Here is a 17,680-nt window from a genome sequence, read left to right as displayed (position 1 = left end):
TAAATAACTTCCCATAACACCGTCTTGGCACAGGCTTTGCTATTAAGCTCTTGGAAAACAACCAATGGATTTTAAAATGCTTTTGGAGAGTTATTAAATGAGTTGCCTAATAGTTAGCAGGGATAAAGAAAATTTTTCGAGCGTTGAGCAAGCCCTGATCAAAAATCATATGGATATTGAGTGGATTGACTCGGGGAAAAAACTTTTGTCCCTGCTTTCGGAATACCCCGCCAACAAAAAAATTGAACTTGTGATCATCGATGGGAACCTGCCCGATGAAAACGCCAGAGACCTTGTTGAAAAGGTCATTATGCAAGCTCCCATGACCAATTGTGTCGCGACCAGCGCCCTTTCCCCCGAGGATTTCCACGAGACCTTCGAAGGATTTGGTGTCTTGATGCAGCTGCCGTTAAAGCCCGAAGCCCGGGATGCACAAGACCTTGTGACCCATCTAAACAAAATATTGGGCATGAACGCCTAACCCCCTCTGGAAGCCTAAGAACAAGGAGACACCAATCAGATGATTATCAGCATAGCAAGCGGAAAAGGCGGGACCGGCAAGACCACGGTGTCCACCAATCTGGCCTGCGTCCTTCCGGCACCGGTAACGATTCTGGACTGTGACGTGGAAGAACCCAATTCACATCTTTTTTTAAACCCAACCTTCACGGGCAGGGAGAATGTTATTGCTCCCATACCTGAAGTTGATGATACCAAATGTACCTATTGTAAACGTTGCATGGAAATTTGTCGGTTTGGCGCCATTGCCGTGGCCGGCGAAAAAGTATTGATCTTTCCGGAACTTTGCCATTCTTGCGGTGGATGCGCGGCCATTTGCCCCGAAGGTGCCATAATTGAAAAGGATCGGATCCTTGGCATCATTGAAACAGGATTTGTCGAACCGGGGTTAACCGATCAGGGAAAAGATTCCGGGGAAAAGATCAAATTTGTCCACGGACTTATGGATATCGGCCAGGTCATGGCCCCTCCCATCATCCGGCAGGTCAGAACCCACGCAGATCCAAAGGGCCTCACCATTATCGATGCCCCGCCCGGAACCTCCTGCCCGGTTATTGCCTCAATGAAAGGGGTTGATTTTGTCCTTCTGGTCACAGAACCCACTCCCTTTGGCCTCCATGACCTGACCCTGGCCGTGGAAACGGTTAAAATCCTGGATATTCCCCACGGCCTTATCATCAACCGGGCCGGCATGGGCAATGATGATGTGAAAACCTATGCCCAGGAACAAGGGATTCCCATTCTCATGGAAATCCCCTTTGATCGAAGAATTGCAACGGCTTATTCAAAAGGAGAATTGATCATCTCCTGTCTCCCGGAATACAAGGAAAAATTTGTACAGCTGTATGATGACATCGAAGCACTGGTAGTAGCACAAAGGAGGCAAGTCCAATGAAGGAACTGATAATATTAAGCGGTAAAGGCGGCACCGGAAAAACAAGTCTGACAGCTGCGTTTGCCTGCCTGGCAAAAAACATGATGCTCTGCGATACCGATGTGGATGCGGCAGACTTGCACCTGCTCATGGCCCCAAAAATCCAGAAAAAAACCGATTTTGTCGGCGGAAATGAAGCCATTATCAATCCGGATAAATGCGTAGACTGCGGACTGTGTAAAGAGCTGTGTCGATTTGATGCGATAATCGAAACTACGGATCCCGTAAGCTATAAAGTTGATCCCATTGGCTGCGAGGGATGCGGGGTATGTGTAGACCTGTGCCCGGAAGAGGCCATTGATTTCCCCCAAAAAACCTGCGGGGAATGGTATGTATCGGATACAAGGTTCGGCCCCATGATCCATGCCCGCTTAGGCATCGCAGAAGAGAACTCTGGCCGCTTGGTCGCCCTGATCCGGGAAGAAGCCAGAAAGCGGACAAGAGAACAGCACCTTGACCTTATCCTCACCGATGGCCCTCCCGGTATCGGCTGCCCTGTTATTGCCTCCATGAGCCAGGCAAACTGCATTCTGATCGTGGCTGAACCCACGGTGTCCGGCATCCATGATATGAAACGGGTGGGACAATTGGCGGCCCATTTTAAGATCCCCGCCATGGTCTGTGTCAATAAGTTTGATCTGAACCCGGACCAGGGACTTGCCATTGAACAGATTGCCAGGGAGAATAATATTGGCATTGTCGGCAGAATCCCCTTTGACCCCAATTTTACCCAGGCCATGATCCAGGGAAAAACAATAATGGAAACCCATGAAGATTCGAGTACAAGCCAGGCTATAAAAGAAATCTGGCAAACCGTCATGAAAAATCCTGCCATGAAGCAAGAAAGAATCATGTAAAGCGTTAAAATAAAGCATAAAACATTTAAATTAAAAACAAAGGAGTTACCAGGTTATGAAAAACGGTAGAATTGCGATCCCCTCAAATGGAGAAGGCGGACTTAAAGGAACCCGGGCAGGTCATTTCGGACATTGCGATGTGTTTACTTTTATAGATGTGGAAAACGGAGAAATCAAAGAAGTCACCACCCTTTCCAATCTGGAACATGCCCAGGGCGGATGTATGGTACCGGTGAACCTTCTGGCAGATAACAGGGTCAATGCCCTGGTGGTCGGCGGCATTGGCATGCGTCCCCTCATGGGCTTTCGCCAGGTGGGTATTGATGTCTTCCATGACGACCAGCGCACAGACATTGAACCGGTTGTCATGGACCTGATCGCGGGCAAACTTGCTGAGATTACCAACGACCAGGTCTGCGGCGGTGGTGGCCAATAGCCTCCCCCTCCCCTTTTGGACCTAGGTTAAAAAAAAGGAACTTTTAAAATGAAAATTGCCATAACATCAAAGGGCCAGGATCTGAATGCCGAGGTGGATCCGCGGTTTGGACGGGCCGCCTACATTATCACTGTGGATACCGATACCCTGGCATTTGAAGTGGTCGACAATGCCTTGAACAAGGACTCTTTTAAGGGAGCAGGTATCCAGGCTGCCGCCAATATCAGTGACACAGGGGCTAAGGTTGTTCTCACTGGATTTTGCGGGCCCAATGCCTTTAAAACCCTTGATGCAGCCAACATTAAGGTGGCAAATGATGCAACGGGAACCGTTCAGAATGCCATTGACCAGTACCTTGCCGGCAAATTTGAATTTGCAACAGATGCCAACGTAGAGGGTCACTGGTAAAACAAAGGCCCTCTTTATCAACATATACCATGGAACTCTTGAAGCCCTGTGCTGGTGGCACCTTGCCCCCTATCTCACCCCTATCATTAAAGGTGTCATCAGCACAGGGCTTCATTTGTTTTTCAAGATACAAAACGAACCATTTGACATCACAAAACCGGGTGTGTTAAAAATTAAAATACAATTGATCCTATTATCTTTTAATAACCCCTTTTAATCTGGAAACAAAAAATGGAACTGACCGATATCTGCCCATTGGAAACATGGGAAGCGCTTGAAAACAACTTATTTACACGCTTTAATTTTCAGGGATCTGTATTTAACCCCAAGGGGATTCGTATCTCCCAGGTTAAAAACTGGAGCAATGACCTCTGCCCTGCCATCAAAGCCACGGAAAACGGCCAGACCTATATCTGCTCCGCTGCCCATATGAACATGAACGCCATGGCAAAAAAAAGCCAGGCACCCGTCATAGAAGAATGCGATGCAGGCTTTGTCAAGCTGCTGGTTCCCATCATATATAAGGATGAGTTCCTAGGAGTAGCCGGTGGCTGCGGTTTGCTGACAGAAGACGGAGATGCCGACACCTTTGCCATCAACAAGATGGCAGGCATAGATGAAGCAACGGTGGAAAAGCTTGCCCAGGAACTTCCTGTGATCACCGATGAAGAACTGGCTGCTGCCAGCACCTATCTCCAGGAACAGGTATCCCTTATCATGGACGCTTATACCAAAAAAGAATCCCTATAAAAATGACGCCTATATCAGACAGCCAGGAGACAGTCGGCCCATCTGCCTTTGAAAAAAGAGTCAAACGCAGAATATCGGCCCGGGTCCATGATTTTTTTGCCGTCTGCCCCCCGGGGCTGAAAACCACTTGTACAAATGAACTGGCACAACTGGGCCCTGAAATCCAGGACATCAATCCTCTGCTAGGCGGAGTGGCTTTCCGGACCAAATTGTCCACTGCCTGCATGGCCAATCTTTGCCTGGGAAGCCCCAGCAAAATTCTCATGCGCATTGCTGCCTTTAAGGCGGAAAACTTTCCAACCCTGGAAAAAAAGATCAAACAAATCGACTGGGAACTTTTTCTACCGGGGAATACAGAATTAAAACTCCAGGTCACGGCCCACAAGTCCCGACTCTACCATTCCGGCGCTATTGAAGAGCGCTGCCGGGCCATCATTCAGGCACGGCTGTTTGCACCGGGAAAAAAGTCGGAACAAAGCCTGTTCATCCGGGCCGACAATGATCAATTTGAACTCTCCCTGGATATGTCCGGAGACCTGCTCTTCAAGCGGGGTGTCAAACAAAAGGTGATCAGTGCCCCCCTGAGAGAAAACCTTGCCTTTGCCATCCTCAAGGCAGCCGGGTTCACTCGAGAGGATGTTCTGGTGGACCCCATGTGCGGTTCCGGCACCTTTTCCATTGAAGCCGCCATGATCCAGGCCAATATCCCCCCGGGATTTTTCAGATCCTTTGCCTTTGAAGAGTGGCCCGGATTCAGGCGAGAAAATTTCACCTATTTAAAGGCCCAGGCCCAAAAAAACTTCGACCTGAAAACCAGCCCGGAAATCTTTGCTTCAGACATTGATGGCGAAGGCCTTTCCCTGCTAGAGGGCGCCATTGAGCAACATGAATTTCTAAAAACCATCCAGGCCCAAAATATTGATTTTTTTGATATCCAACCCACTCAATTCACCCCGAAAAAAGGAGTGGTGGTATTAAATCCGCCCTATGGCAAACGACTGGGCAAACAAATGGATATGACCCGTTTCTTTTCAGAAATAGGAAAAAAGCTGGCAGCTGATTTCAAGGGCTGGCGGGTGGGAATTATTTATCCTGAAAAAGCCCTGGGCAAGGCCATGAGACTTCCCTTACAGCCCATGCCCTTTTTCCACGGTGGGCTGGATCTTTTTGCCGGTATCGGCAAAATAGGGGGGTAGACCCAAAATTTTCCCAAGGAGACATCATGCAGCCCCCTGCCATCCCCTTTAACAGATTTGTCTTTTTTTCTCGCCCCAGCCGCCTGACCGGCCTTGTCATTGCCATGGCTCTTGTCATGGCAATGACAATGGAATTGATGCTATTTCCATCCACTGCCGCAGCCATGGGCCGGGTGGACAACAGCATTTATGCGCGCCTGCTGGGCCAACATGTAAAGAAAAACCGGGTGGATTATGATGGATTTAAACGAGAGGAAGCCCTTCTGAATAGCTACCTTTCAATTTTGAGTGCAACAGATGTGAACAGGTTGTCCCACAACGACAGGTTTGCCTTTTATATCAATGCCTATAATGCCTTTACCATCAAATTAATCCTGACTAAATATCCGGGAATCAATTCCATCAAGGAAATCGGGTCCTTTTTTTCAAATCCCTGGAGCAAAAAATTCATTTCCCTGGACGGGCAAACCATTTCTTTGGATACCATTGAACATGAGTTTTTGCGCCCCGTTTTCAAGGATCCCCGGATCCATTTTGCCATCAATTGCGCCTCCAAGGGATGCCCACCCTTGTTAAACCAACCCTATGAGGGGCAGACCCTGGAGGTCCAGCTCAACACCGTGACCCGGGCATTTATCAATGACCCCAAACGCACCTTTCTAAAGGACAACACCCTCTTTGTCAGCAAACTTTTCAAATGGTTTGAAGAAGACTTTAATGATGCGCCCCTCTTGTTCATCCGGCAATATGCAAATGCTGAATTCAAAAAAGAGCTGGACAGGGCAGCCCCACAGATCAAATTGTCCTATCTTTATTATGACTGGACCTTGAATAGATAGTATAGGGCCAGGCCCGGGTTAGAAAGAAGAAGCCCACACAGATGCCAATGTTCCAAACCGGTTTAACACCAGGGCCGAAACAGGGGTTTCCACCACCTGGTCCAACACCTGGGATGGATCCTGGCCGGATGCCTCAATGGCCTGGGTCATATTTCCAATATAGGCTGTTTCGATGGCAGCATCGTACTCAGGGTGAAACTGAACCCCCCAGGCACACGAACCCATCTTGAATGCGTGGTGGGGTTCAAACCCGTTTTTTGCAATGACAACGGAAGATTCAGGCAGGCGGATAACCGTCTGGGAATGGACCACATGGGCCTTGAACCGTTGGGGAAGACCGCCGAACAAAGGATCGTCATCCTCTTGCAGGACACACTCAATATCTGTGGTACCGATCTCAAGCCCTCCTGGGTGGTAGTCTGCTATCCCCCCCATGGCCCTGGCAATCAATTGATGCCCATAGCAGATCCCCAGCAAGGGGACCTTTTTTTGAATCAATTTTGGAATCCAGGCTTCAAGTTCAAGGCTCCAGTCAAGATTTTCGGTCACCATGGAATGGGAACCTGCGATCACAACCCCTTTGACAGTATCAAGATTCGGCAGGGGCTGGTGTTGTTCGACATTGACCACCTGGATATCCTGGGGTGCCTGGCCCAATCCCCTGGCGATCCAGTCTTCAAAATCTCCCAGCACGGGTATAATCGAGGGGAAAGAATTTCCGGTTTTGACAATCACTATTTTTTGGGGTTTCATCGGACTATTCCTGGGAATTCAATTGTGTCATGACTTCATGGACAATGATATCTTCTATGGCCTCTATTGCTCCCAGATGCCGGGTAATGGAAAAACTCACCCCGGGATAGGTCTTGCCTGCCGTTTCAACCGCCTCGGGGATATCCTTTAGAAGGTGACTTCCCGCAGCAATAAAAAGAGGAAAAACAATTACCCTGTGGACGCCCCTTTGCACCAGATCCTCAATGGTCTCTTCTAAAAGGGGGGAGGCAAATTGCAAAAAGGCATGGGCCACCAGGTCAAATTTGTTTTGGTCAGATAGATTCCCGGCTTTTTCAGATATCTTCTGACAAAGGGCAGCCACCTGCTGGGCAGATTTTTTATTCCGGCTGCCATGGGCAACAATAATCAAAGCATTCACGTTTTTTCTCCTAGGCGCCCTATTCCAAGTCACCATATCTCAAGTCACCAGGCGCAGATTGGGTCAAAGATTTATTTTTTACAGCAATTTTAATAAAATAACAATCTGATGGGGTTTGGCAAGCCATCCTATGATTTTTTATCCAGATTTTTGCCCAAAAAAAGATCACAGATCACCTGACAGGAAGTATTTTACGGATACCCCGATCCTGGGGAAAGGTTTTTCTCGTTACCACGGCCCAGCACCCGGATAGCAGCCTCCCCGGGGACCGGGCAGACATGTTCACAAATGCCGCATCCGATACAGCGCTCTGCTATAATCCGGGGCTGTTTAAGAGGAGAGAGTTCGCCTTCGGCACCCGCAACCATTACCACATCAAATTGGATGGCCTTGTCATGGACCGGGCAATGTTCCTCACAGACAATGCAGGATTTATTCTCTGCATAGGGAAGACAGCGATTTTTATCAAACCAGGCTTTCCCCATGACAAAGGCCTTCTTTTTTTGTGTGGAAAGGAGGGAAATGGCCTGGGTGGGACAAACCTGGGCACAAAGGGTGCAATTAAATTCACAATACCCCAAACGGGGCACAAGCCTTGGGGTAAACATGGTTTCCAGGCCCTTTTCAAACCCAATGGGCTGAAGACCGTTGGTAATACAGACCTTCATACACTCTCCGCATCGAACACAGGTGGCCAGAAAATCTTGTTCCGCCATGGCACCCGGGGGACGAATCAGGTCATTGTCCGGCAATCTGTACAGGGCATTGGTCCGGCTGAGCCCGGGCAGACAGATCCCGACAACCCCGGCCGTTAAAAGCTGGCGCCGACTGATGTCCATAGCTTTTGGCTTAGGCAGACCAAAACCAAATCCTGCAATCCCCCGGGGGCAATAGGAGATGCAGTCCATGCAAAGGGTACATTCTTCAACCATCAATTGCCCCCTGGTATCACCGGTATCTGTTTCAAGGGTTCCGGGTTCAAGGGTTCCGGGTTCAAGGGTTCCGGGTTCAAGGGTTCCGGGTTCAAATGTTCCTGTTTCAAAGGCGTTCATGGGACATTTTATTTCACACAGCCGGCACCCCTTGCAGGCCTTTACGGGCGTTCTTTTTAGGATGGACAGCTTTGATATGAGACCCAAAAGTGCCCCCAGAGGACAAAGGTTCCTGCACCAGAAGCGTTTGCCAAAAATTTCAAGGGCAAAAATCCCTGTCACCAGGAGAAAAGAGAACGAAGAAAGATAAAAAAAGCTTTGCTTGTGGGGCAGGACAAAGGATTTTAACATGGTGTACACGGGTTCTGTCAAGTCTGATAACCAGGCCGGACCTGTCAGATAAATCTTGTCAAAAGCACCTGTTATCAGAAAGTTAAACAGCGGGTCAATTCCAAAGGCCATGCCCCGGACAAGGAGCGCAAAGGGGTCGAAAAAACCCAACAATTGAAGGGAAAACAAGGAAGAGATCAGGACCAGGACCAGAAGACCATATTTCAAAAACCTCAAATTGGCCCCGGGCCTTGACTTCAATTTTTGATAGGGCCGAACCCCCCTGCCGGCTATGTCAATCAGAGTTCCCATGGGACAAATCCAACCGCAAAAAAAACGGCCCAGAACGAGGGTGAGTACCACCAGCACAAGGCTGGGCCAGAGCAGAACCACAAATGTTTTTCCGGCCAGGGTTACACAGGCCCCCACCAGAGGATCTATCCGGAAAAGAATGTTCACGGCATAGGGGATTGTATCTGATCCGCCATAGTCGGTGAGGCGAAACAGGACCAAGAAGAGAACAAGGCCCAGGATCTGGCAAAAGCGACGAAGCTGTTTCCAAAAATTTCTTTGCAGGGAGCTACTCTTCATAGGATTGGTTTTCATGGGACAAGATTACACCATCCGAATGTGACAGCGATCCAGATCTATCTGACCAAGTCCGAGCTTAAACCCTTCCACAGTGGAGCCGATATCTTCCGGATGCAGCCCGAAAAGCGTTGTGGTATAGGCATCAACAGCGATTGGGTCCACCCCTGCGATGATAGTATCCAATTGTTTGACATCATCAAGGCTTCCTCCAGATGGGCCGTTCCGTGTGATCACCCGGGTGGCGTCCACCAGGATTAAATCCGGCCGGATAACCAGGTTCAAATCCGCAATCTTGGCACTTAAATCATAGTGGATTTTTCCCCGCCATCCCCCGATAACCCCCATGGCATTCTTAAGGCCCATGCTCAACCCGGAACTGCTATGATGTTTGGCCACCGGCACATTGATATAACAATCCGCCTCCAGAGCATCCTTATAAAAGGACCATTCCTTCAAAGATTTTCCCTGTTTTATGGTGATGGGGACAAATTTACGGTCATCCACATATGTACAGCTCACCCTTCTATCCTTCATCGCCTCAAGGGCCGGCTTGATCCCGCTGTTTTGATAGCACCGCCGTTCCTCATTACAGGTCCGGTCAAACACCATCACCTTGGCGGCACCGGCTTCCAAGGCAAGGACAGCAAGGGTTGAAACAATCACTGGATGGGTATTGGCCCCCTGGGCCACATTCCGATCCCAGCCGATGTTGGGTTTAATGACCACCCGATCCCCCATGCTGACAAATTTGCCCATGCCGCCGGCTGCATCTACTATCTTTCGGGTCATGGCCGGATAATCTTTTCCCTTGGTCACTAGAATATCCGGGGTCAGGGCAGATCCCGCCAGAACTTTTGGGGTGATGTCAAACACCGGCGGTATCATTAGGGTGCCGACAGACCACAGGGATACCTGCTTTAAAAATTTGCGCCTGTCCATTTGTATATCCGATGGCATATCTGCTGATCTATCCATGGGAATTCTCCTTAGATGGGTTTTAATTGGTATCATTAGGGAGACTTAAAGTTTACCCAATCTTTTTCCTTTGTCAAGAAGAATTCAAAAGGCTTTGACTAAACGGCTGGCATATATTATATTTGGTATACGTTATTCTTCTAAAATTACAAACGGCTTCATGCTGAACAATTTCCATCTATTTCTCTTATTTCCCTTTTATGCGGATCTCCTGGAATTATTACCTGCACAATGGCGGGGAGAAATATATCCTGCCAGGGTGCCGGCCTTATAACTTAAAATAATTTTAACCATAGGAGGCCAAAATGGATGAGCACACCATGTACTACGACACCATCATCAAACTCACCACTGCCATTTCCCAGTGCAAGGACCCCGAAGAAGTTGCACTGATAACGGCAGAAAGTGTCAAAACCGCATTTAAAGCCAAGGGATGCTCTGTATTCCTGGTGGACAGAGAGACAAAAGAACTGGGGCTTGTGGCTTCTTCCGGCCTGAGCAAAAACTATCTGCAAAAAGGCCCCATCCATTTCATGCAGACCATAAGAGAAGCCAAGGATGCGATTCCCGTTGCCATTTTTGATGTCATGGATGACCCCAGAATCGAGTACCCGGAACAGGCCCGGAAAGAAGGCATTGCCTCTTTGCTCGGGGTCCCCATTATCAGCCACGACAATATCATCGGCGCCCTTCGTATCTATTCTGCCACCCCCTGGGAGTTCTCCATTAACGACATCAATCTGCTCCAGGCAGTGGCCCTGATCTGTGGCATGGCCATGGACATGTGCCGGATGTACAAAGGGTATAAAACCAGCATCGAAATCCTTAAAAACATGCGGGGGAAAGATACCTACGGCGCCAACAAATAGACTTCCTAGGAAGGGGTTCCCACAAGTACCAACCCCTCCATTTGCGATTATTAACCCAAAAGCGCCTGTTTTATGGTATCGAGGCCAAGCCTGTCCACCATTCTGCCCATGCGTTCCCGCTTTGAATTCTCCCGGTAATAGTCCACCACATGGCCGACCATTTCCAGGGCTGCGTCAAAGGAGAGATCTTCCACCAGGATATCGGCCAACCGGGGCCTTGCAGAGCCATTTCCCCCGATCTGCAGGGTCCAGCCCTTCTGGGTACCATAGAGAGAAATATCCTTGATGCAATTTTCCGCACATTGAATCTTGCAGCCGGAAACCCCCATTTTCATCTTGCTGGGCAGGACCATGCCATGGTAGATCTGATCCAGTGCCATTCCCATTTTCAAGCTGTCCTGCTGGCCCAGACGGCAGTACTGAATTCCAGGACACACCTTAACACTGCGCACACAAAGGCCTGTGGCAAATCCGGCATCCATGTCCAGATCCTTCCACACCCCGTCCACATCTTCCTCGGAAATACCAATGATGGCAATCCTGGCGGCACTGGTGATCTTTAGTTCTGCCACCTTATATTTTTCCGCCACATCCGCAAGCTTGCGAAGCTGTTTTGGCTTGACCACCCCGCAGGGCAGATGAGGGGCAATGGCGTAGGTAATCTCTTCTGTACCCCGCTGGCGAATCACCCCTTTTTCTCCGTCTTTGAGCATTTTCATTCCTCTTTTATTATATCTGCGTTTATTTTGTCCGCTTTTCGTCCATTTTTAATCCAATGGCACCCCCTGTTTTTAATACTGGTGCCCATGGATGTCAATCCTGATTTTTTCAAAATGCTGCTCCCAATCATAGCCCCCAAGATGATCGCATTCAAATAAATCCTGTCTTTTTCTGAAAGTGAGTTTTTTATCTAATTTTAAACAATTTTGGTATTTTTTAGGGATATTAATTGAAAAAAGATATATACAATCTCATTATAGGAAATTAAATACAAAAAATTCAGTGGGGATGAAGTATGGAAACATTAAGATGTAAAAAAGGTTTTATCTGCGATATGGACGGCGTCATATACCACGGGGAGCGATTGCTGCCTGGAGTTAAGGAATTTGTGGACTGGCTCTATCGCGAGAACAAGCAGTTCCTGTTTCTGACGAATGCAAGCGGTAAAACCCCAAAGGAGCTGCAGCAGAAGCTTTGGCGCATGGGCTTGGACGTGGATCAAAGCCACTTCTACACAAGCGCTCTTGCAACCGCGAAGTTTCTAAGTCGTCAGAGCCCCGATTGTAGCGCGTATGTAATCGGTGATCCTGGCTTATACAATGCACTCCATGATGCGGGCATCGCAATAAATGACGTAGACCCTGATTATGTAATTGTGGGCGAAACCGTTAATTATAACTTTGATAAAATTTGCCGTGCAATGCATCATGTAATGAATGGTGCTAAGTTCATTGGAACAAATACAGATCTGACAGGACCGAGCGAAAACGGAATCATTCCGGCCTGCCGTGCCTTGGTAGCACCTATTGAAATCACAACCGGTGTTAGCGCATACTACATCGGCAAACCCAATCCTTTAATGATGCGCTCTGCAATTCACAGGCTCGGTGTACACTCTGAAGAAGCGGCTATGATAGGTGACAGAATGGATACAGACATTATAGCAGGTATCGAAAGCGGACTTGATACAGTTTTGGTACTCTCCGGTGTTACGTCAAAAGAGAACATAACGCAATACCCCTATAGACCAAGAATTATACTAAACGGAGTGAACGACATCCCGGGTTAAGGTAATATATAACCTAAAACAGAACTCCCCAACACGAAAAATGGAATGAACCATAAGAAACGGACATCACAAAAAAATTCACTTGCGATTGCCCTGTTATAGCCCCTGCCATACTTGCCAGGACATGCAGCCAACCGGGGCCTTGCAGAGCCATTTCCCCCGATCTGCAGGGTCCAGCCCTTCTGAGTACCATAGAGGGAAATATCCTTGATGCAATTTTCTGCACATTGGATTTTGCAGCCGGAAACCCCCATTTTCATCTTGCTGGCGATTAAGAAGGTAAATATTGCTTTAGTAAAGCCAAATTATCTTTTTTTATCTGTTCTTCGGTGATTTTGATAAAATCCATATACTTTTTTGCAACAGGCGATATAAGCCGGTCTTTCTCATACATAAACCCGTAATTTAATGTCATCCATGGCTTGTGGAATGGTATAATGCAAAAAATTTTCTCTTTTAGTTCTCGCTCAATTTGGACAGGGGCGGCCATACAGAATGCGTCACTTCTCAAGACAATTTGTCTTGCAAATGCAAGATCCTGAACCATCACTGAAGGCAACAATTGGGTAGAATGTTTTTCTGGAGAAAGGATTCCATGAAAGAAAGGCATTACGCGTTCTGGGAGTTTTACTCCCACAGAGGGATACTCATGAAAGTCGCTCCTGACGATCTGCTTTTTTTTCAGCATCGGGTGTCCGTGACGGCAGAAAAATACAACTTGATGTTGGGCAATGGGTTCAGTTAAAATCATTTTATTTTTTAGTGCTTTGCTGAGTTCAGCAAAACCGATATCAGCTTGTCTCTCCATTACCTGCCTTTCAACATCATCCCAATTCGATGAAGTAACTTTGCATCGAATTTTTGGGTGTTCAGATATGAGCGAGCCCAGTGCCTTGTAGCCTGATATTTCTGCAGGAAATGGCGCCATGGCTATGTTCAACTCTCCAACCAGAAGATCTCGGTGGATAGCGATTTCACGTTCAAGTTCTGATGTGGCTTTTAGAATCAACGCGATGTTTTTTTTGAGAATTTCTCCATATATAGTCGGGGTAACCCTCCCCCGATGGCGGTCAAACAGTTCTACTTCAAGAGTAGTTTCCAGGTTTGCGATACTCCTGGAAAATGCGGGTTGGGTGATATGTTCCGCTTTGGCGGCCTGCCTGAAACTCTGGTGAATTAAAAGAGCCTGGGCGTGAAGTATTTGCTGGTATTTAATCATGATGCTTAAAAGGTATCATTATCGAGCTTTAATTGCATTTGATTTTTAATTATATTTATTATAGTTATTATAGTTATTATTAATTGTGCTGAATACTTATAGTTCTGAGCACATGAATTGACACCTCCCGCTTATTCATAGTGGTGAAATCAGTATCAATTCATGTGCATATACCTATAGTAATCTGGTGTCATCGAAGTGGATTATATTTTCCCAGAGGTTAATTTTATAACTCCGGCAACCGGTATCTTACAGAGCAATCAGATAGCTGTAGTCGGGTACTAACAATGAATAAGGTAAATAATATGAAAAAAAAGAGTCTTATGATGGGGGCCATTGCGGCACATTTTCTTTTTATGCTTCTGGTCGGCTCAGCTGCCGGCCAAACGGATAAACCCAATATTCTTGTTATTTGGGGGGATGATATAGGACAATCAAATATCAGTGCCTACACCCATGGCATGATGGGATACAAAACGCCTAATATCGACCGAATTTCCGAAGAAGGTATGACCTTCACCGACTATTATGGTGAGCAGAGTTGTACTGCCGGCCGCTCCAGCTTTATCCTGGGGCAGTCTGTTTTTCGCACCGGTCTATCCAAGGTTGGTCTGCCCGGGGCTAAAGAGGGAATACAGGTAGAGGACCCCACCATTGCCGGTCTGCTCAAGGAGCGAGGATATGCCACCGGACAATATGGCAAAAACCACCTGGGTGACCAGGATGACATGCTTCCCACCAATCACGGATTTGATGAATTTTTAGGCAATCTCTACCACCTCAACGCAGAGGAAGAGCCGGAAAACGAGGATTACCCAAAGGATCCCGAGTTTCGTAAAAGATTTGGCCCCCGCGGCGTAATCAAGTCCTTTGCCGACGGCAAGATCGAGGATACCGGACCGCTGACCAAAAAACGTATGGAAACCATCGATGATGAAACCGTGGATGCAGCCATTGACTTTATCGAACGCCAGGTCAAGGCAGGCAAGCCCTTCTTCTGCTGGTGGAACGGTACCCGCATGCATTTCCGCACTCATGTAAAAAAAGAACTGCGCGGGATTTCCGGTCAGGATGAATATTCGGACGGCATGGTGGAACATGACATGCATATCGGGATATTCCTCAAGGCACTGGATGACCTTGGCATTGCCGATAACACCATTGTCTTCTACTCCACAGATAATGGACCGCACATGAATACCTGGCCAGATGCCGCCATGACCCCATTCCGCAGTGAAAAGAACACTAACTGGGAAGGCGCCATGCGTATACCCGCCATGGTCCGCTGGCCAGGCAAGATCGAGGCCGGTACCTGGTCCACTGAGATCATGCACCACATGGACTGGTTGCCCACTTTTCTGGCTGCTGCGGGTGAACCGGACGTCAAGAAGAAGCTCCTGACCGGTCATAAGGCGATCGGGCGCGACTATAAGGTCCATCTTGATGGCTACAACTTTCTGCCCTACCTCACTGGTAAGGAGGAACATGGTTCCCGAAATGAGGTCTTTTACTTCTCCGACGATGGAGATCTGACCGCCTTGCGTTATAATGACTGGAAGTTAATCTTCATGGAGCAACGGGCTGAAGCAACCTTCCAGGCATGGATAGAGCCTTTTGTGCCACTGCGTATACCGCTGATTGAGAACCTGCGTCGTGATCCCTATGAGCGCGCCATGGTAACCTCAAACACCTATTATGACTGGGTCCTTGACCATGCCTATCTGGGGGTTCCAGCCCAGGCCATTGTCGGACAATTCCTGTCGACCTTCAAGGAATTTCCACCACGCCAGAAGCCTGCCAGCTTTAGCCTGGATAAGGTGTTAGAGCAACTGGAAGATTCAGGCGCGCATTAAGCGACTTTAATCAAAAGAATTCCCCGATGCTCTGCATCGGGGTAGTTCATTCCAGGGAACAAAGCCGGTGGTAAAACAAATTTGTCACCGGCCTTGTCTTTCAGAACCATTGTGCAGTCGGAAGCGATTTTTTTTAGCCAGGAAAAGCAAAGGTTAGGAAGAAACATTCTTCGGGCCAGCAATCAATGTTAAGGATAGCAAGGAGGACTTATGAAAGCAAAATTATTCCCCGTTGTGATAATCACACTCCTGCTGCTGATGTTTTCAGCGTGGGCAGTTGCGGGAACAGTTAACGAAAAACCAAAACTCATACTTCAGATCACGATTGACCAGATGCGTGGTGATTTTCCCATGCGGTATAAGGATCGATTGGGAGAAGGCGGGTTCCGATATCTCATGGAGAAGGGAACCCATTACATAAACGCTCACTTTCAACATGCCGATACAGAGACGCCGGTCGGTCATGCAGCATTGTTCACAGGTGCTTATCCTTCCAGCAATGGTATTGTCGCCGGCAACTGGTTTGATATGGACAAGCAGAAAGTCATTTACAATTGTGAAGATGACAGATATCCCATGATCGGTAAAGAACCGGCAGCGGGAAAAGGCAGAGCACCCACAAATTTATTGTCTTCCACAATCGGCGATGAGCTGATTATTTCCAATAATGGTCAGTCCAGAATGTTCAGCGTATCCATAAAAGACCGGGGTGCCATCCTTCCCGGCGGTCATGCTGGCAAGGCCTTTTGGTATTCCAAGAGTGACGGATCTTTTACCAGCAGTACCTACTATTACGACAACTATCCAGCCTGGGCCAAGCAGTGGAATGCGCAAAAATTTGCAGACCAATACAAGGATACATCCTGGGAATTATTGCATGAGCCGTCAACCTATGTTTTTGGAAAGGATGATGACCGACCCTTTGAAGTTGACATATTTGGCCTGGGCATAACCTTCCCGCATCCTATAAAGGGAGATTCCAAGTATTTCTACGCATCTCTGATAGCCACCCCATTCGGGGATGAGCTGACAGCGGATTTTGCAAAGACCTTGATCAAAGCAGAAAAACTGGGGCAGGGCAAAGCCACGGATTTTATGGCCATAAGTTTTTCGGTTACCGATTATATCGGTCATGTTTTTGGGCCGTCGAGCCTTGAGGCGGAAGACAATATTTTACGCATTGACCGATTGCTGGCGGACCTGTTCAAGTTTATAGACGACCAGGTTGGGCTTGACCAGACCCTGATTGTTCTTTCAGCTGATCACGGGATGAGCGAGGCGCCCGAATACATGCAGAGCTTTGGATTTGAAGTGGGACGACTGACCTCCGAGGCCATTGTAAAGGGAACCATAAAGGAGGGTCTCAAAGATAGGCTGGGAGTGTCTGATGATGTAATCAGGCTGTATGAACATCCTTATGTTTATTTAAATGAAGAGGAAATCAGGAAAACCAAATACAGTGTGGCCCAGATTGAAACCGCAGTGGCCCAGGAAATTATAAAGGTCCCGGGTATCATAAATGCCCTGACCCGAACGGACCTGATAAAGGGGGCCTTTGCTCCGACAAAGGTGAACATGAGCATCCTGAATAATTTTCACTTAAAACGATCCGGCCATGTTCATGTGGTAGCTGACCAGTTCTGGTACTTTTATTATGAAATGGATACCACCACCAAACTTGCAGCGATTCATTGTTCGCCCTGGACTTATGACACCTATGTGCCTTTGTTCTTTGCCGGGTATGGCATACCGGCCCAAAAAATTGTCCGACCGGTTACCCCCTATGATATTGCTGCAACCCTTGCGGCCTGTCTTGAAATCAAACCTCCTTCGGGGTCAGAGGGGAATCCTTTGGTTGAAGTGCTGAAGGTGAAGTGATGAACGGACTTTAGGTGAATGAAGTCTATTTATATGGGGTTTTAAACCGGGTTCCGGCGGGGTGAAGGGGCAAACGGCGTATATAATCGAATCACCAGGGCGGTATAGATTTGATCATTTCCGCTAAATCCCGATGGTGCCGAGTACAAGAC

The 17,680-nt window shown here is 47.9% G+C and carries 19 protein-coding genes; 12 read left to right on the top strand and 7 right to left on the bottom strand.

The window, feature by feature from the left end; translation table 11 throughout:
• Nucleotides 1-97 precede the first annotated feature (97 nt).
• The 8 genes from ACZ45G_RS02990 to ACZ45G_RS02955 all read left to right on the top strand — a co-directional run bounded on the left by ACZ45G_RS02990 (nucleotide 98) and on the right by ACZ45G_RS02955 (nucleotide 5,939).
• A complete protein-coding gene (locus ACZ45G_RS02990; RefSeq protein WP_464175176.1) occupies nucleotides 98-481 on the top strand; it encodes a hypothetical protein in 384 nt (127 codons plus the stop codon).
• A 39-nt stretch (nucleotides 482-520) separates the two neighbouring features.
• Entirely contained in the window at nucleotides 521-1,414 is an 894-nt protein-coding gene (locus ACZ45G_RS02985) for an ATP-binding protein (RefSeq protein ID WP_464175175.1), read from the top strand.
• Entirely contained in the window at nucleotides 1,411-2,310 is a 900-nt protein-coding gene (locus ACZ45G_RS02980; protein WP_464175174.1) for an ATP-binding protein, read from the top strand. The genes ACZ45G_RS02985 and ACZ45G_RS02980 overlap by 4 nt, the downstream gene beginning before the upstream one ends.
• 55 nt (nucleotides 2,311-2,365) lie before the next feature.
• Nucleotides 2,366-2,746: a NifB/NifX family molybdenum-iron cluster-binding protein gene (locus ACZ45G_RS02975; RefSeq protein WP_464175173.1), complete on the top strand. Its 381-nt coding sequence runs from the start codon at nucleotides 2,366-2,368 to the stop codon at nucleotides 2,744-2,746.
• Nucleotides 2,747-2,794: 48 nt separating this feature from the next.
• The gene (locus tag ACZ45G_RS02970) at nucleotides 2,795-3,154 is read left to right on the top strand and encodes a NifB/NifX family molybdenum-iron cluster-binding protein (RefSeq protein ID WP_464175172.1); all 360 of its coding nucleotides are present in this window, start codon (nucleotides 2,795-2,797) and stop codon (nucleotides 3,152-3,154) included.
• 231 nt (nucleotides 3,155-3,385) lie between these two features.
• On the top strand, nucleotides 3,386-3,904 hold the full coding sequence (locus ACZ45G_RS02965) for a PocR ligand-binding domain-containing protein (protein WP_464175171.1): 519 nt from the start codon (nucleotides 3,386-3,388) through the stop codon (nucleotides 3,902-3,904).
• A 2-nt stretch (nucleotides 3,905-3,906) separates the two neighbouring features.
• Complete coding sequence (locus ACZ45G_RS02960) at nucleotides 3,907-5,100, top strand: THUMP domain-containing class I SAM-dependent RNA methyltransferase (protein ID WP_464175170.1); 1,194 nt, start codon at nucleotides 3,907-3,909, stop codon at nucleotides 5,098-5,100.
• A 26-nt stretch (nucleotides 5,101-5,126) separates the two neighbouring features.
• Nucleotides 5,127-5,939: a DUF547 domain-containing protein gene (locus tag ACZ45G_RS02955; RefSeq protein WP_464175169.1), complete on the top strand. Its 813-nt coding sequence runs from the start codon at nucleotides 5,127-5,129 to the stop codon at nucleotides 5,937-5,939.
• 18 nt (nucleotides 5,940-5,957) lie between these two features.
• On the opposite strand, the gene ACZ45G_RS02950 is transcribed toward ACZ45G_RS02955, so the two are convergent.
• From ACZ45G_RS02950 to ACZ45G_RS02935, 4 genes are all read right to left on the bottom strand, one after another.
• Complete coding sequence (locus ACZ45G_RS02950) at nucleotides 5,958-6,692, bottom strand: glutamine amidotransferase (RefSeq protein ID WP_464175168.1); 735 nt, start codon at nucleotides 6,690-6,692, stop codon at nucleotides 5,958-5,960.
• 4 nt (nucleotides 6,693-6,696) lie between these two features.
• Nucleotides 6,697-7,128: a sirohydrochlorin chelatase gene (locus tag ACZ45G_RS02945; protein ID WP_464175167.1), complete on the bottom strand. Its 432-nt coding sequence runs from the start codon at nucleotides 7,126-7,128 to the stop codon at nucleotides 6,697-6,699.
• Between the two features lie 155 nt (nucleotides 7,129-7,283).
• Nucleotides 7,284-8,960 (bottom strand): 4Fe-4S dicluster domain-containing protein, encoded by a 1,677-nt coding sequence (locus tag ACZ45G_RS02940; protein WP_464175166.1) that lies wholly within the window; start codon nucleotides 8,958-8,960, stop codon nucleotides 7,284-7,286.
• A 9-nt stretch (nucleotides 8,961-8,969) separates the two neighbouring features.
• Entirely contained in the window at nucleotides 8,970-9,920 is a 951-nt protein-coding gene (locus tag ACZ45G_RS02935; RefSeq protein WP_464175165.1) for a DUF362 domain-containing protein, read from the bottom strand.
• A gap of 305 nt (nucleotides 9,921-10,225) precedes the next feature.
• Here ACZ45G_RS02935 and ACZ45G_RS02930 point away from each other — a divergent pair, with 305 nt between their 5' ends.
• Nucleotides 10,226-10,789 (top strand): GAF domain-containing protein, encoded by a 564-nt coding sequence (locus ACZ45G_RS02930; protein WP_464175164.1) that lies wholly within the window; start codon nucleotides 10,226-10,228, stop codon nucleotides 10,787-10,789.
• Between the two features lie 50 nt (nucleotides 10,790-10,839).
• Here the strand turns inward: ACZ45G_RS02930 and ACZ45G_RS02925 are convergent, their stop codons facing one another.
• Complete coding sequence (locus tag ACZ45G_RS02925; RefSeq protein WP_464175163.1) at nucleotides 10,840-11,502, bottom strand: NAD(P)/FAD-dependent oxidoreductase; 663 nt, start codon at nucleotides 11,500-11,502, stop codon at nucleotides 10,840-10,842.
• Nucleotides 11,503-11,804: 302 nt separating this feature from the next.
• On the opposite strand from ACZ45G_RS02925, the gene ACZ45G_RS02920 reads away from it, so the two are divergent.
• Nucleotides 11,805-12,578 carry an HAD-IIA family hydrolase gene (locus ACZ45G_RS02920; protein WP_464175162.1) on the top strand — a complete coding sequence of 258 codons (774 nt, stop codon included), beginning with the start codon at nucleotides 11,805-11,807 and terminating at the stop codon, nucleotides 12,576-12,578.
• Here the strand turns inward: ACZ45G_RS02920 and ACZ45G_RS02915 are convergent.
• Nucleotides 12,575-12,832, bottom strand: a complete 258-nt coding sequence (locus ACZ45G_RS02915; RefSeq protein ID WP_464175161.1) for a hypothetical protein — start codon at nucleotides 12,830-12,832, stop codon at nucleotides 12,575-12,577. The genes ACZ45G_RS02920 and ACZ45G_RS02915 overlap by 4 nt on opposite strands.
• A 17-nt stretch (nucleotides 12,833-12,849) precedes the next feature.
• On the bottom strand, nucleotides 12,850-13,797 hold the full coding sequence (locus ACZ45G_RS02910) for a LysR family transcriptional regulator (RefSeq protein ID WP_464175160.1): 948 nt from the start codon (nucleotides 13,795-13,797) through the stop codon (nucleotides 12,850-12,852).
• Nucleotides 13,798-14,102: 305 nt separating this feature from the next.
• Between ACZ45G_RS02910 and ACZ45G_RS02905 the strand changes: the two genes are divergently transcribed.
• Entirely contained in the window at nucleotides 14,103-15,650 is a 1,548-nt protein-coding gene (locus tag ACZ45G_RS02905) for an arylsulfatase (protein WP_464175159.1), read from the top strand.
• 210 nt (nucleotides 15,651-15,860) lie between these two features.
• Nucleotides 15,861-17,528, top strand: coding sequence for an alkaline phosphatase family protein (locus ACZ45G_RS02900; RefSeq protein WP_464175158.1), 1,668 nt, complete (start codon nucleotides 15,861-15,863; stop codon nucleotides 17,526-17,528).
• Nucleotides 17,529-17,680: the final 152 nt, after the last annotated feature.

The sequence above is a fragment of the Desulfoconvexum algidum genome (assembly GCF_055382125.1).
The sequence above is the reverse complement of the archived record's forward strand: the minus strand, read 5'-3'. Positions and strand labels throughout refer to the sequence as shown.